The organism is Nocardia crassostreae, assembly GCF_001613405.1.
GTDB classification, from domain to species: domain Bacteria; phylum Actinomycetota; class Actinomycetes; order Mycobacteriales; family Mycobacteriaceae; genus Nocardia; species Nocardia crassostreae.
This window is the reverse complement of record NZ_BDCH01000020.1, coordinates 339,927-353,183: the sequence shown is the minus strand read 5'-3', so window position 1 is coordinate 353,183 and position 13,257 is coordinate 339,927. Positions and strand designations below refer to the sequence as shown.

Here is a 13,257-nt window from a genome sequence, read left to right as displayed (position 1 = left end):
CACTCCCTGGTTCAGGCCCGCGCGTGCAGCGCCTTCACCGTCGGAGAGCTCTCCACCGTATTCGAATCCGGGTAGGTGCGCAGGACTCGATCGGCGGTGCCGGAGGTGGTGACGGTGAACCAGTAGTGCTCGTTCTTGAAGTGGTGCAGCCGGTGATTGCGCCAGACCGCCTTGAAGAGCTTAGTTTTCGGCTTGTAGTCGGTGTGGATCAAATAATGCGTCCACTCATAGTTGAGACCGAGGACGCCCAGCACCATCAGGAAGGTGAGCCCCATGGCCGGACGCGGAAAAGCCAGCAGACCGATGGCGGCCAGCGCGGGCAGCAGCCACAGGAAGATCTGCCACGGAATGAAGATGAGCGGGATGGCCCGCGGGTCGGTGTGATGCTCGCGGTGTTTGCGAGCCAGTAGCGAATCCACGATCACGGGGCCGAGAGTGCGTGGCCGCCAATGCAGGATGAAGACGTGGATCAGCCATTCCGTGAACGGGAACAGCGCCAGCATGACCACCGGCACGAGCGCGTCGGTCCACTGCCAGTCACCGGCGAGAATGCGCGCGGTGAGCGCGTTGACCAGCATGGCGGCAATGATCCACGGCGAGGGATGCCGCAGGAATTCCCGGAAGGCGTCGCCGAGCGACAGCTGTTTGCGGCGCGGGCGCGCCTCGTCGGCGGCCAGCCGAGTGCGGGCCTGTGCGTCGATCGCGGCTTCCTTGGCGCGACGATTTCTGATTCGCGTGGCTACGTTCATTGTTCCGTTTCCTCCATCCGGCGCATCACGGTCTCGAATTCCGTGCCCGCCAAAGCCAAGAGCTCCCCCGCGGCCCGGCGCGCGGCGGCGGCGTCACCGCTCGCGACGGCCGCCGCAATGGCCCGATACCGCTCGATCTGACCGACCTCCGCGGCCATCACGCCCGCCAGTGCGACGATCGCGGGCTCGTACACGGCCTTGAGATTGTTGAACAGCAGCCGGTACACGATGGAATCCGCGGCATCCACCAGGTGACCCCAGAAGCCGAGCGCCTCGATCTGCTGAGCCACCGGATCCGACTGCGCTGCAAGCGATTCCAGTGCGTCGGCGAGCTCCCGGGCCGCCCCGGGCCACCCCGTTCGGCGGCCAGCCCCGCGATCTCGCGCCCCATGGCCCGCCGGGTCTCCAGCACGCTGCGGATCACCGACCGATCCAATTGCCCCTTGCGAATCAGCAAGCGCGGCAGCATATCCAGCCCGGCGGACCGCCGGAAGTCGCACACCGTGGTGGCCCCGCCCTGCCGGACCTCGACGAGCCCGCTGTGCGCCAGCCGCTGCAGCGCCTCACGCACGGTGGGCCGATACCCCGAGGGCCTCGGCCAGCTGCCGTTCGGCGGGCAGCGCCGCACCGGGCTCCAGTTCCCCGTCGAGCACCTCGCCCACGAGCTGTTCGAACACGGTATCCGGCAAGGTGCGCCGATCGATTCGCTTGATCGCCATGCCCGAGACGGCATGGCGCGAGTGGCCAGGTGGTCAAGTGGTCATACCAGTTTCTTTCTGCCCAGGTCAGGTGGAGAACGGCGAACCCGCGCCCTCGGATCGGGTCTGACCGCCGCGACCGGTCACCGAGAGCAGCACCGCGATGTCCTCGAGCGACCGCCCCTCGACATCCACCGCCAAGGCGCGGGCGATCAACCCGCCGGTGATCATGACCGCCGCACCCAGCAGATAGCCGAGGAACAGCCGTCCCGGTTGCGATCCGTCACCGATCAGCGCACCGTAGATGCCGGGCCCGAGCGCGCCCACGCACTGCCCGATGGCGAAGAACACCGCAATGGATTTCGCCCGCACCTCCAGCGGGAAGATCTCGCTCACCGTGAGATAGGCCGAACTCGCGCCCGCCGAGGCGAAGAAGAAGATGACGCACCAGCACAACGTCTGCGTGACCGCGTTGAGCCATCCGGCGTAGAACATGCTCGCGGAGATCGCCAGCAGCACGCCGGAGAGGATGTAGGTTCCCGAGATCATCGTGCGCCGTCCGATCGTGTCGAACAGGTGCCCGATCGTGAAGGGCCCCAGCAGGTTTCCGGCCGCGAATGCGATCAGGTAGATGGGCGTCTCGGAGGCGGGCACATCGTAGAACTTGCCCAGCACCAGCGTGTAGGTGAAGAAGATCGCGTTGTAGAGGAACGACTGGCTGATCATCAACGACGCGCCCAGCACCGCCCGCCGCGGGTACTCGCGGAACAGCACCCGCGTCAGCGTCACGAAGCCGATCCGCTCTGCGGGCTCGACCTCCATGACCTTCGACTCGTCGATCGGCGGCAACTCGTGCCCGGTCGCCGCCACCTCCCGCTCGATGCCCGCGATCGTCTCCTCCGCCGCCCGCTCGTGCCCGTGCATGACCTGCCAGCGCGGACTCTCCGGAAGATGGCGCCGCACCAGCAGAATCACCAGCCCCAGCACCGGGCCGATCAGGAATCCGATGCGCCAGCCCACCGACAAACTCATATAGTTCAGCAGAATGTAGGTTCCGATCGTGCCGATAACCGCACCGGCCCAATAGGTTCCATTCACCGCAATATCGACCCGCCCTCGATACTCGGCCGGAATCAGCTCATCGATAGCGGAATTGATCGCCGCATATTCGCCACCGATACCCATACCCGCAATGAACCGCGTAACATACAGAAACGCGATCCACCCGGGACCGTTTCCCAACGTGAACGCGGTGAGCCCGCTGCCGATCAGATATACGCCCAGCGTGATCATGAACAGATTCCGCCGCCCCAGCCGGTCGGACAGGTTGCCGAAAAGCAACGCCCCCACCACTTCCCCCGCCAGGTACACCGTCGCCATCAAACCAACCGCCGTCGACGACAGCCCCAGCGTCTCCGGCTCGGTCAGCGTCTCCGCCACCGCGCTGGCCACGGTGATCTCGAGACCGTCGAGGATCCACGACACCCCGAGGGCCACCACCATCCGGGTGTGAAAGCGCGACCACGGCAATCGATCTATCCGCGCCGGAATCAGTGTCCGAACCGCACCTTCCGCCACTTCCGGCGACCCCGACATCACGACCTCCCTGAAGTTCGAAACTGCAGTTCGGACTACCCGTCACCCACCCAAACGAACCGAACCTTACTTCACAATTTATTACGTTTCGATAACGCGGGATTGGGTATTCCAGAGAGGTCGGATTCTCTATGAGATCGAGGAGCAGCAGATGCCGATCACCGACGCTCGACCGAATCGGGCGGAACGCACCGCCGACCCCTACGAGAATATCGAACCGTGGTTCGACAAGCTGGCCGATCTGGCGCCGGAGGACCCGCAGCGCAAGCGAATTCGCGAGGAAATCCTCGCCCGCTGCGCTCCACTGGCCGAACATGTCGCCCGCCGCTTCGCCGGGCGCGGCGAGGAATTCGAGGATCTGTATCAGATCGCCTCGCTGGGGCTGGTGCTCGCCGTCGACCGCTTCGATGTGACCCGCGGCAGCACCTTCCTGTCCTACGCGGTGCCGACCATCATGGGCGAGGTGCGCAGGCACTTCCGCGATCACACCTGGGCGGTGCGAGTCCCACGGCGCACCAAGGAGATTCAGTATCACCTCGGTCCGGCCATCGAACTGCTGGCACAGCGTTCCGCCCGTATGCCCACCGCGCGGGAACTGGCCGCCGAACTTGAGGTCGACCTCACCGAGGTCACCCAGGCACTGGTGGCACGCAATGCCTACAAGGCGCATTCCCTCGACGCCGCAGCGGATTCGGACGAGGGCAGCGTCCGCGCGGTCGTCGACACCCTCGGCGCCGACGAGCCCTGCTACACCCTGACCGAAGACGCCATGGCCGTGCGCCCGCTCATCGCCGAACTCCCCGAGCGCGAGCGCACCGTCCTGATCATGCGCTTCTATCAGCACATGACCCAGTCGCAGATCGCCGCGCGCCTGCGCGTTTCGCAGATGCAGGTCTCCCGCATCCTGAGCCGCACCCTGACCGCCCTGCGCACCCAGGCGCTGAGCGACATCCGCGGCTCCTGATTCACGACCGGCTCGCGTACCCGCTTCGGGTACGCGAGCCTTTCCGGCCGCGCCCGCGACCGGTCAGGGCCGCGACGCCCTGGTCTCGACGCCCTCGCGCACCGATTCCGCCAGCCGCGTCCCGCGCTCCCGCGCCGTCGCCGCGAGTTCCGCCCCGCGTCCACGCGCCAGTTCAGCCAGCTCCGCCTCTCGATCCCGCACGGCCGCCGCCAATTCCGCTTCCTTCGCCCGCACCGCTTCGGCCAATTCGGGCCCGCGCTCCCTCGCGATCTCCGCCAGCTCCGCCCCGCGTTCCCGCGCCGCCTCGGCCCATTCCGGTCCGCGCTCCTTGGCGAGCTCCGCCCATGCCGCGCCGCGCTCCCGCGCCAGCTCGGCCAGCTCGGCGCCCTTGTCCGCCGCCACAGAGGCCAAGGCCCTGGCTCGAATCGCGGTGTCGTGCAACTGTTCCGCCAGTGCGTGCCCGGTCTCTCCGGAGGCCCCGACCGAAATCGCCGCCGATACCGCGGCGGCCGCACCGCGTGCGGCCCGCCGTCCGCGCCAGCCCAGTGAGGGCTTGCCCTCGGTGTCCGCGCTCGCAATGAGCAGACCGCGGAGCAGGCTCACATCCTTCAGAAATGCATTGCGCTTGCTGGCTTTTCGCTCCGGGTCCTTCTCCGCCCAGAAGTCCTGCTCGATAACCGCCGAGGGCACCACGGTCGCCGCGAGCACCAGGGCGGCGGCGCGCGGGCCCGGCCCAAGGCCAGCAGCACGCCGCCCGCCACCTGTGCCCCCGCATTGATCCGCACCACCAGCTCGGGATCGCTGGGCAGTTTGGCGCCGACGTCCTCCGAACTCCGCTCCCGGGCTTGCCGCAACAGCGCTCCCGCCGTCTCCACACGCCGTTCGGGATGCATCAGCGTGTCCACTCCATCCACCACGAACGCCGACGCCAGCAGCGGCCGCGCAACTCGTCGTAACAACATGAACGTCCCCTTGCCTAGATTTGCCTACCGCTCGATCGGATACCTCCTGCTCCTCGAAGCAAACAGCGAATACATTGTTAGGTAAGCATATGTTAATGTCGCTATATGGAGTCGAATCAACGGCGCGCCGCGGCGTTCGAGAAGGATCTGGACCGGAGACAGCTACGGGCGAATGGGCATGACTGGTCTTATTACGTTGGCGGACAAGGCATTCCCGTAGTTCTGCTGCCAGGGGGCGCGGGCATCGCGATCAGCTGGCTGGACCTGACGCCCACACTGTGCCCGGACTTCAGCGTGATCACCGCCGATTACCCCGCAACCGCAGCGACATTCGATGAACTCGCCGATGAGCTGATCGCGATCCTGGATGCGGAGAACATCGAATCCGCGCATCTGGTAGGGCAATCCGCGGGCGGCATGCTGGCCGAGGTCCTGTCGCGGCGGGCGCCACAGCGTGTCGAGTCGATCGTGTTCACCGGCACCGGACTGTACGGGCCGGAGGATATCGATCGGCTGAAAAACCGTGTGGCGGCGACGGAATCGACGCCGTGGGAGGAGACGAGAGCCGCCGCCCGGCAAGCCCTGCGGACAACCTGGCAGGACTCCGCCGATGCCGAATTCTGGATCGAGCAGGTGGACGCCGCCTACGAACGGGCCGGACGACAGGGCACCGCCAATGCCATGCGGTGGCTGCTCGACCTGGCCCAGCGCCTACCCGAACTACAGCAGCAGCCGCCCTGGCCGGGCCCGACCCTGATCGTCCGCTCCGACGACGATCAACTCATCACCGAAACCCACACCGGGCGGCTGCGCGCGCTGCATCCGGATACCGAATACTAGACGTTCCCGGCAGGCGGTCACTCCCTGCTGTTGACCCGCCCCGCCGACTACACGGCGCTGGTCACCGGTTTCCTGAAGCGCCGAACCGCCGGATAGCCCCGGAATCAGGTGCGTACCCTCGCGATTGATGACGGAAGTATGACGTGCCCCGGCTGCGGGGAACTTCGGGCATGAGGCACGGGTTGTACGTGTGGCCGAACCGAGGAGGTCATGTTGACGCAGGAATACAACCGGAATCCGGCTGCGGTCGCCGCCTTGTCGCCCGAGCAGTACCACGTTACCCAGGAGAACGGGACCGAGCGGGCCTTCACCGGCGAGTACTGGGACAACCACGAGCCGGGAATCTACGTGGACGTGGTGTCCGGGGAACCGTTGTTCGCATCCGTGGACAAGTTCGACAGCGGCTCCGGATGGCCGAGCTTCACCAAGCCCATCGACGGCGGGAAGGTCGTCGAGAAGCGCGATCTCAGCCATCTCATGATTCGCACCGAGGTGCGGTCCGCCTTCGGCGACAGCCACCTCGGGCACGTGTTCACCGATGGACCGCGCGCCGCGGGCGGGCTGCGGTATTGCATCAACTCGGCTGCCCTGCGATTCATTCGCCTCGATAACCTCGAGGCGGAGGGCTACGGGCAGTACCGGACTCTTTTCACGAAGGAGGAAGAGTGACCGACACGCGGAAGGCGATTCTGGCCGGTGGATGCTTCTGGGGCATGCAGGATTTGATCCGCAAGCAGCCGGGAGTGCTGTCGACCCGGGTGGGATACACCGGTGGCGTCAACGACCACCCGACGTATCGCAATCATCCGGGGCACGCGGAGGCCGTGGAGATCATCTACGACCCAGCGGCGACGGACTACCGCGCGCTGCTGGAGTTCCTGTTCCAGATCCACGATCCGACGACCAAGGATCGCCAGGGCAATGACATCGGCAGCAGCTACCGGTCGGCCATCTTCTATCTCGACGACGAGCAGAAGCGGGTCGCGCTCGAAACCATCGCCGATGTGGACGATTCGGGACTGTGGCCCGGCAAGGTGGTCACCGAGGTGACGCCCGCGAGCGCGTTCTGGGAGGCCGAGCCGGAGCATCAGGATTACCTGGAGCGGTATCCGGAGGGCTACACCTGCCACTTCCCGCGACCGGGGTGGAAGCTGCCCAAGCGGCAGACGGCGTGACCGCCTGAAGTAGATCCGACGAAACGAAGCCGCAGGCCCACTGGCCTGCGGCTTCGCTTGTTGTCACGACCTCAGTTGGCGGGCGTGGTGGTGACCGGCGCGGTCGTGTCCACCGTCGTGGTGGGCGCGGTGGTCGTCGGAGCCACGGTCGTCGGGGCGATGGTGGTCGGCTGTGTCGTCTGCGGCTGCGCCACCTCCGCGGCCGTGGTCGGCGGAGTCGTCACCTCTGGCGCGACCGTCGTGGTCAAAGGAGCCGCCGGGTCGGTGGTCGTCGGGGCCGTGGTCGTCGGCAGCGTCGTGGTCGGAGCGGTCGTCGTCGGCCCGGTCGTTGTCGTCGGCCCGGTGGTCGTGGTCAGGGCCTTCGGATCGCTTCCGGGGGTGGTGGTGACCGTGGTGGTGCCCGACTTCGACGTGGTGGTGGGTCCACCCGATTCGCTCGACGGCGCGGCGGCCAGCACCGCGGCATTGGTGGACGGCTTGGCCGTCGTGGTGTTCAGCTCACCGGCCTGCGCCTTCTTCGCCAGTTCGGTGAGCCAGGCCGCCGCGTATTCGGCGGAGGTCAGCGGCTTGCCGTCCTCGGGATTCGCATCCCGCCAGTAGTCGAAGTGATGGCCGGTGCCATTCGGTCCGAGGGTGAGCTTGTACGGATCGCTCATGATGACCGGAATGGTGTTCTGATTGGTCACGATGAGTCCAACGATCTCGTTGAAGATCTTCTGCGGCAGATACGCCAGCGGCGACATGTTCTCGGCCGCGATATTGTCCGCCTGCGCCGGGGCCTGCTTCTCCCCCGGTTTGTAGGCCGGACCCGAAACGCGCAGCAGCACCGTGAGGAAGGTCTCGTCGCTGGCCATCCAGTTCGGCTGCGAGGAGATATCCGCGAAGGCCGCCATGGCAATGCGTCCCAGCGCGGTCGCGACGTCCTGTCCGGTCGCCGGAGTGAGTCCTGCGCGTTCCAGCTGATCGGCATTCACCTGGCGGCCCACATTCACCACCAGTTGCAGCAGCGAAATGTTCTGCGGCGCGGAACAGGTCAGGTCACCGTCGGAGCAGAACGAGGCGATCTTGCCGTTCAGCTTGCCGAAATCCCCGCTGGTACCGGGCAATGCGCCCTGGCCCGCCACCGGCTTGGCGCCGTTCTGATACTTCTGGTCGAACCCGTCCGGATTGCTGAACGGATCCTGCGCCCCGAGGAACGGCCCGTCGCCCGCCTGTCGGCCGGAGTCGGCGAGAATGACGACGCCGACCACATCGGCCGGATCCACAATTCCGTATTCGCCGTTCTGCCCGGGTTCCTGATTTCCGATCTTCATGGCCACCCGGCGCACCACATCCGCGCCTTCGCTGTAGCCGACGATGGAGAACTTGGTATCCGGGCAAGCCGCCGAAATCTCCGTCATAACCCGTTCGGCATTGGCCACACCGGTATTGACGGCATCCTCGTAGGTGGCCATATTCGCCGGATACGAGATATAGACGGCCGCATAGGAGTCGGGATCCACGGAGCCGTCCGGGGCATTCACGACCGGATCGAGCCATTCACTGGAATGATCACCCGACAAAGCGGCGGGCAATTCCTCTCTATTGGCTCCGACCAGCAGTTTCGCCTCCCCCTGCTTCGGTGTGTCGCCACGCCCGGCAACCGAAATGGTCACCATGTCATGACATTCCGTCACCGACGCTTTGAGCTGCGTTTCCGTGCTGTCTTCCGGCGTCGACGAGGTCACCGACAATGTCGCCGCGACAGCCACCGCCACGCCCAGCACCGCCGGTGCGGCAACCGCGGAGGCGATGCGATGACGTGCGAAGAATTCGCCAAGAGCCATGCCCTGTTCCCCATTCCAAGAACAACTACAAGCGGACGGACAGGCTCCCGACTAACCGGCCCTCGAGTCACGAGGGACGTCGTAACTGGACACCCGAGTGTTACAACGGGGTTGTCGCGGGCTCGTCACGAATCCGCCGCGCCGCAGTCGCGGTTCGTGATCCGCGCCACGAAAACCACTGGTCGGGTCGGCACGTTCGCCGATACAGTGCCGGGCATGACACGTTTGAATCAGATTGTCGCCGTAGAGAAAGGGATCAAGTCCCGGACCTTCTCCGAGCTCACCGAGGCCCATCACAAGCTGGGTAAGAATCCGCTGCTGAGTGGGATTTCACGCACTTATCGTCCCAAGGACGAGGAGGGTGAGCAGCTGCCGCCCGAGTCGACGCGCGTGCAGGTGAGGTCCGAGGAGGTTCTGAAGACCACGGCGGACATTCTGACCAAGCTGTTCGATGTGGTGGCCACCAAGGATTGGGCGAACTGCACGGCCCGCGCGGATGTGGTGGTCGACGGGCGCACGCTGGTGGCCGACGCGCCGGTCACGTATCTGCTGTTCCTGGAGAAGCAGTTGGTCGATCTGCATACCTTCGTGCGCAAACTGCCGGTGCTGGACGCGTCGGAGTCCTGGGAGTACGACGCCTCCGCCGACTGCTACGCCACCGAGCCGGTGCAGACGGTGCGCACCAAGAAGACTCCGCGCAACCATGTGAAAGCCGAAGCGACGGAGTAGCATCCGGCGCAGGTCGAGGTGTATCACGAGGATGTGGTGGTCGGTTACTGGCGCACCATCAAGTTCTCGGGGGCATTGCCCGCCAAGCGGGTCAACGAGCTCACCGAGCGCGTCGAGAAGTTGCAGCAGGCGGTGAAGTTCGCCCGCGAGGAGGCCAACAATGCCGAGATCACCCAGCGCACGCTGGGCGACGAGGTCTTCGGATATTTGTTTGGCTGACCCGCGCGCCACCGGCTAGGGTCGGTGGTGCGCAAGGAGCGCAAGCTGAAACAGAAGTTCAATGTGACAGGCCCAGCGGTCAAGTGGAGGTTCGAATCCTCCTCCCGCAACACACGGCGGGATAGCCCAATCGGCAGAGGCACCGCGCCTTCAAGCTCACGTTATCGCTCCAGTTTCAGTATTCGCCGCCGAACGCCGAATCGAGAGAACGGTTTCTCAACGTGAAGGCTGCGGGTTCAACTCCCGCCGGCCCAGCCACCAATGGGCCGTAGCTCAATCGCAGAGCGTCACGTCAACCTGAAACTGACTCCGTTCTTAAACGTGTCGGCGTGTTGCAAATGGGCGGACACCGAAGCCCCGGGGCAGGCTAGGCCCCGGGGCTTCCCGCATATGAAACCGATTGGCACGATGCCGGATTCGACCGTGCGGCCCAACCACGGGCGGTAGCATCTGATCCAGTCTGGCCTGACTATTCAAAGTCCTTGTTTCGAACCACAATTCGTGAGTCCTGCGCTGCCATGATCATGAACTGCGTTCGGGCGGAGCAGGATCGAAAGGATACGGTCATGTCAGAAGCTCATCAGTATCGGTTGCGGTTGCTGGCACCCGACCAGGAGGCCATGGCCGACGCGGTCGTACAGGCCCTGCTCAACGGGAGCACCGCCGGTGTTCCCGAATACCTGGCCGACGATATCGCGGCCGTCCGGAGTCAGAGCAACCTCGGCGCGGTGACCATCGAAGGCGATGGCGGCGTATCGCTCGACGGATTCGCCGCACGTCCGCTGCTCGGCGGCCCGCACCCGCTGATCGTCATGCCCGCGGGCCTGGATGCCACCGGGTGGAAGATGTACGCCGGTGCGATTATTCGACTGTTGATGCGCGGCTACGCCGTTGTCGCCTATACCGAACGCGGACTGCCCGGCTCCGGGGGCGATCTGACCGTCGCCGGGCCCGAGGACGTCGCGGACGGGCTCGCGGTCATCAAATGGGCCATCGACAACAGCGACCTGAACATCGACGAGAATCGGATCGGCATGGCCGGGATCTCCTACGGTTCCGGCATCAGCCAGCTGGTCGCGAACAATCCCGAATCGAAGGTCAAAGCCGTTGCCGCGCTCAGCACCTGGGCGGATCTGGGCGAAGCGCTCTACGACAACGACACCCGGCACATTCTGGCCGCGACCGCCCTGGGGTCGGTCAGCGAGAGTCCCAGCGCCGAATTGGTGAAGATCCTCGCCGACTTCCAGGACAACACCAATATCGAAGGCGTCCTGGATTACGCGAAACCCCGATCACCCGCGCAGATCCCGGAGGCAGAACTGCGGCCCGTGCCGACCTTCTTCACGAGCTTCTGGCACGAAACGATCTTCCCGCAGAACCAGTTGCTCGCCTATTTCGACCGCTTCCCCGGCCCCAAGCGACTGGACCTGGCCGTGGGCGACCATGGCGCGGTGGAGATCCCGGGCCTCATGCTCGGCGTGTACACCCGCACCACGGAGGCCGCCTACGACTGGCTCGACCATTACGTGCGCGAGCAGGACAACGACATCACCCGCGACGGCGTCGTCCACACCGAGTCCATGCACGCGTTCACCACGGCGGCCGCCCCGGATCTGCGCTCCTGGTCGCTTCCCGTGCGGCGCTACCATCTCGCCGCGCCGAACTCCGAATCCACCGACGGCACTTTGACACTGAGCCCGCCGCCATCCTTCGGCCACAGCTTCCAGGCGGACGAGAAGCAGGTCCAAGCCGTGGAGAAGCTCGTCATGGACGGCTTCGCCGAGCGTCTCCTCATGCCCAAGCGCCAGCGCTTCGCGGAGATCGACCGCGCCGCCGCCGGGGTCTGGACCACCACGCCCGTCTTCCTGAAACCGCAGCACATCGCGGGCATCCCGCACCTCGAACTGACCGTCACCCCGTCCACCGAAGCCGTCACCCTGGTGGCCTACCTCTTCGACCACAACCCCTTCACCGGCGCCATGCGCATCATCACCCATGCCGCGACCACGGTGAAGAACCAGCAGCCCAATCACCCGTCTCCGGTGCGCCTGCACCTGCAGGCCACCGACTATCGCATTCCGGTCCTGCACAGACTCGTGCTGGTCATCGACCCGAAGGACCCTCTCTACGGCGACGAAACCGACGCGGGCGCCACCATTGCCCTGTCCGCCGGACAGGACGGGGCCTACATCGACATCCCCATGACATCCTGACCGAATCCGATCCGAAGCCCCGGGCCGGTCCCGGGGCTTTCGGCAGATCAGCGGTCATTCTCGCGCCCTCGCACCGTCTTCATCGGTATGACAACCACATCCACCCCCACGACACAGGCCCGCCGCCTCGTCCCCGCCGTCGGCGCGGGCGCGACGCTGTTCATTGCCGCGGGCATCCTCGGCGGACTCACCCGCGACGGCTTCGACATGGTGAAGAACCCGCTCAGTCAGTTGAGCACCGGCGACCTCGGCTGGCTCAATATCGCCAACTTCGTCATCTCCGGTCTGCTCGTCATTGCGGGCGCCTACGGCGTGCGCGAGGTCCTGCGCGGTCAGCCCGCGGGCGCCTGGGGTCCGCGCTGGCTGGCATTGCACGGGATCGGTCTGATCGCGGGCGGCGTCTTCGTCACCGATCCGGCCTTCGGATATCCGGAGGGCGCGCCCGCGCTCGGCCCCGACACGCTGAGCTGGCACGGCTGGCTGCACGCGGTCGCACCGATCGTCGGCATGATCGGCGCGGTCGGCGCGATGGTGGTCTTCGCCCTGCGCTGGCGTCGCGCCGGACGGAACGGGCTCGCGGTCTACACCGTCGTCACGCTGATCGCGTATGTCGTCCTGGGCTTTTCGGTGCAAGCCACCGTGAACGCCGAGGGTTACTACAACTTCATCCCGCTGTGGATCGCGGGCGTCGTGGTCGCCGCCTGGATGATCGTGCTCTCCCTCCAGGTCCTGTCCGAAACCCGCACCCGCTGACCGGTTTCCGGCCGGGTCTCAGGACTCGGGTTGCGGTTTCGCCCGCACATGGGTCGATCCGGCTCCACCGATAATGGCGTGCAATGTCTTCCGCAGCCGCTGCACCTCGGCGCGCCCCACGATCGCGTCGAGGTGTTCGTCGAATCGGGCCACGATGGCGAGCCCGGCCTCGGCCACCGCCCACCCGGCTGCGGTGAGCCGGATGAGCCGCGCACGCCCGTCCGAGGGATCGGCGACGGTTTCGACATACCCGCGGGTGCCCAGGTAGCGCACCAGTTCGCCCATCGCCTGCTTGGTCATTCCCGCTCGTTCGGCCAGCACCGTGAGCCGGGTGCCGTCCGGATCGATCACCTGGAAGACCGGTGCGTGCGCCGCGCGCACATCATCGAATCCTGCCGCCGCAATGCCCGCGTCCAGCTCCGCGGCCAGGGTGCGCGCGGCCGCGGTCAGCAGATTGCCCAGCGGCGCAGGCCGATCCGCTAGCGGATTAGTCAGGCGATTGACCATCTCCGGACTCCTCTCTACCCTTTGGT

Annotated in this window: 11 protein-coding genes and 2 pseudogenes; 7 read left to right on the top strand and 6 right to left on the bottom strand. The window is 65.9% G+C overall.

From position 1 onward, the window contains the following. Nucleotides 1-11 precede the first annotated feature (11 nt). The 3 genes and pseudogenes from NC4_RS22580 to NC4_RS22570 all read right to left on the bottom strand — a co-directional run bounded on the left by NC4_RS22580 (nucleotide 12) and on the right by NC4_RS22570 (nucleotide 2,950). Entirely contained in the window at nucleotides 12-749 is a 738-nt protein-coding gene (locus NC4_RS22580; RefSeq protein ID WP_084529619.1) for a sterol desaturase family protein, read from the bottom strand. After that, a pseudogene (locus tag NC4_RS22575) lies at nucleotides 746-1,468 on the bottom strand (FadR/GntR family transcriptional regulator). The gene NC4_RS22580 and the pseudogene NC4_RS22575 overlap by 4 nt, the downstream one beginning before the upstream one ends. Before the next feature lie 66 nt (nucleotides 1,469-1,534). Continuing rightward, complete coding sequence (locus tag NC4_RS22570; protein ID WP_245721848.1) at nucleotides 1,535-2,950, bottom strand: MFS transporter; 1,416 nt, start codon at nucleotides 2,948-2,950, stop codon at nucleotides 1,535-1,537. 244 nt (nucleotides 2,951-3,194) lie between these two features. Here NC4_RS22570 and NC4_RS22565 point away from each other — a divergent pair, with 244 nt between their 5' ends. Continuing rightward, nucleotides 3,195-4,007 (top strand): RNA polymerase sigma factor SigF, encoded by an 813-nt coding sequence (locus NC4_RS22565; protein WP_067541538.1) that lies wholly within the window; start codon nucleotides 3,195-3,197, stop codon nucleotides 4,005-4,007. 63 nt (nucleotides 4,008-4,070) lie between these two features. On the opposite strand, the gene NC4_RS22560 is transcribed toward NC4_RS22565, so the two are convergent. Next, nucleotides 4,071-4,715, bottom strand: a complete 645-nt coding sequence (locus NC4_RS22560) for a DoxX family protein (protein WP_245721867.1) — start codon at nucleotides 4,713-4,715, stop codon at nucleotides 4,071-4,073. Between the two features lie 359 nt (nucleotides 4,716-5,074). Here NC4_RS22560 and NC4_RS22555 point away from each other — a divergent pair, with 359 nt between their 5' ends. The 3 genes from NC4_RS22555 to msrA all read left to right on the top strand — a co-directional run bounded on the left by NC4_RS22555 (nucleotide 5,075) and on the right by msrA (nucleotide 6,984). Then, a complete protein-coding gene (locus NC4_RS22555; protein WP_067541536.1) occupies nucleotides 5,075-5,809 on the top strand; it encodes an alpha/beta fold hydrolase in 735 nt (244 codons plus the stop codon). Between the two features lie 213 nt (nucleotides 5,810-6,022). Next, complete coding sequence (msrB, locus tag NC4_RS22550) at nucleotides 6,023-6,478, top strand: peptide-methionine (R)-S-oxide reductase MsrB (protein ID WP_067541750.1); 456 nt, start codon at nucleotides 6,023-6,025, stop codon at nucleotides 6,476-6,478. Continuing rightward, nucleotides 6,475-6,984 (top strand): peptide-methionine (S)-S-oxide reductase MsrA, encoded by a 510-nt coding sequence (gene msrA, locus NC4_RS22545; protein WP_067541534.1) that lies wholly within the window; start codon nucleotides 6,475-6,477, stop codon nucleotides 6,982-6,984. Before msrB ends, msrA begins: the two co-directional genes overlap by 4 nt. A gap of 71 nt (nucleotides 6,985-7,055) precedes the next feature. On the opposite strand, the gene NC4_RS22540 is transcribed toward msrA, so the two are convergent. After that, nucleotides 7,056-8,810, bottom strand: coding sequence for a cutinase family protein (locus tag NC4_RS22540; RefSeq protein WP_067541532.1), 1,755 nt, complete (start codon nucleotides 8,808-8,810; stop codon nucleotides 7,056-7,058). Here NC4_RS22540 and NC4_RS45170 point away from each other — a divergent pair. From NC4_RS45170 to NC4_RS22525, 3 genes and pseudogenes are all read left to right on the top strand, one after another. Further along, nucleotides 8,781-9,758: pseudogene (locus NC4_RS45170) on the top strand (DUF7873 family protein). The gene NC4_RS22540 and the pseudogene NC4_RS45170 sit on opposite strands and share 30 nt — an antisense overlap. Before the next feature lie 566 nt (nucleotides 9,759-10,324). Continuing rightward, the gene (locus NC4_RS22530; RefSeq protein ID WP_169814851.1) at nucleotides 10,325-11,971 is read left to right on the top strand and encodes a CocE/NonD family hydrolase; all 1,647 of its coding nucleotides are present in this window, start codon (nucleotides 10,325-10,327) and stop codon (nucleotides 11,969-11,971) included. A gap of 87 nt (nucleotides 11,972-12,058) precedes the next feature. After that, a complete protein-coding gene (locus NC4_RS22525) occupies nucleotides 12,059-12,724 on the top strand; it encodes a DUF998 domain-containing protein (protein ID WP_067541528.1) in 666 nt (221 codons plus the stop codon). An 18-nt stretch (nucleotides 12,725-12,742) separates the two neighbouring features. Here NC4_RS22525 and NC4_RS22520 read toward each other — a convergent pair whose 3' ends face one another. Beyond that, nucleotides 12,743-13,231 (bottom strand): MarR family winged helix-turn-helix transcriptional regulator, encoded by a 489-nt coding sequence (locus NC4_RS22520; protein WP_067541526.1) that lies wholly within the window; start codon nucleotides 13,229-13,231, stop codon nucleotides 12,743-12,745. Between the last annotated feature and the right edge of the window lie 26 nt (nucleotides 13,232-13,257).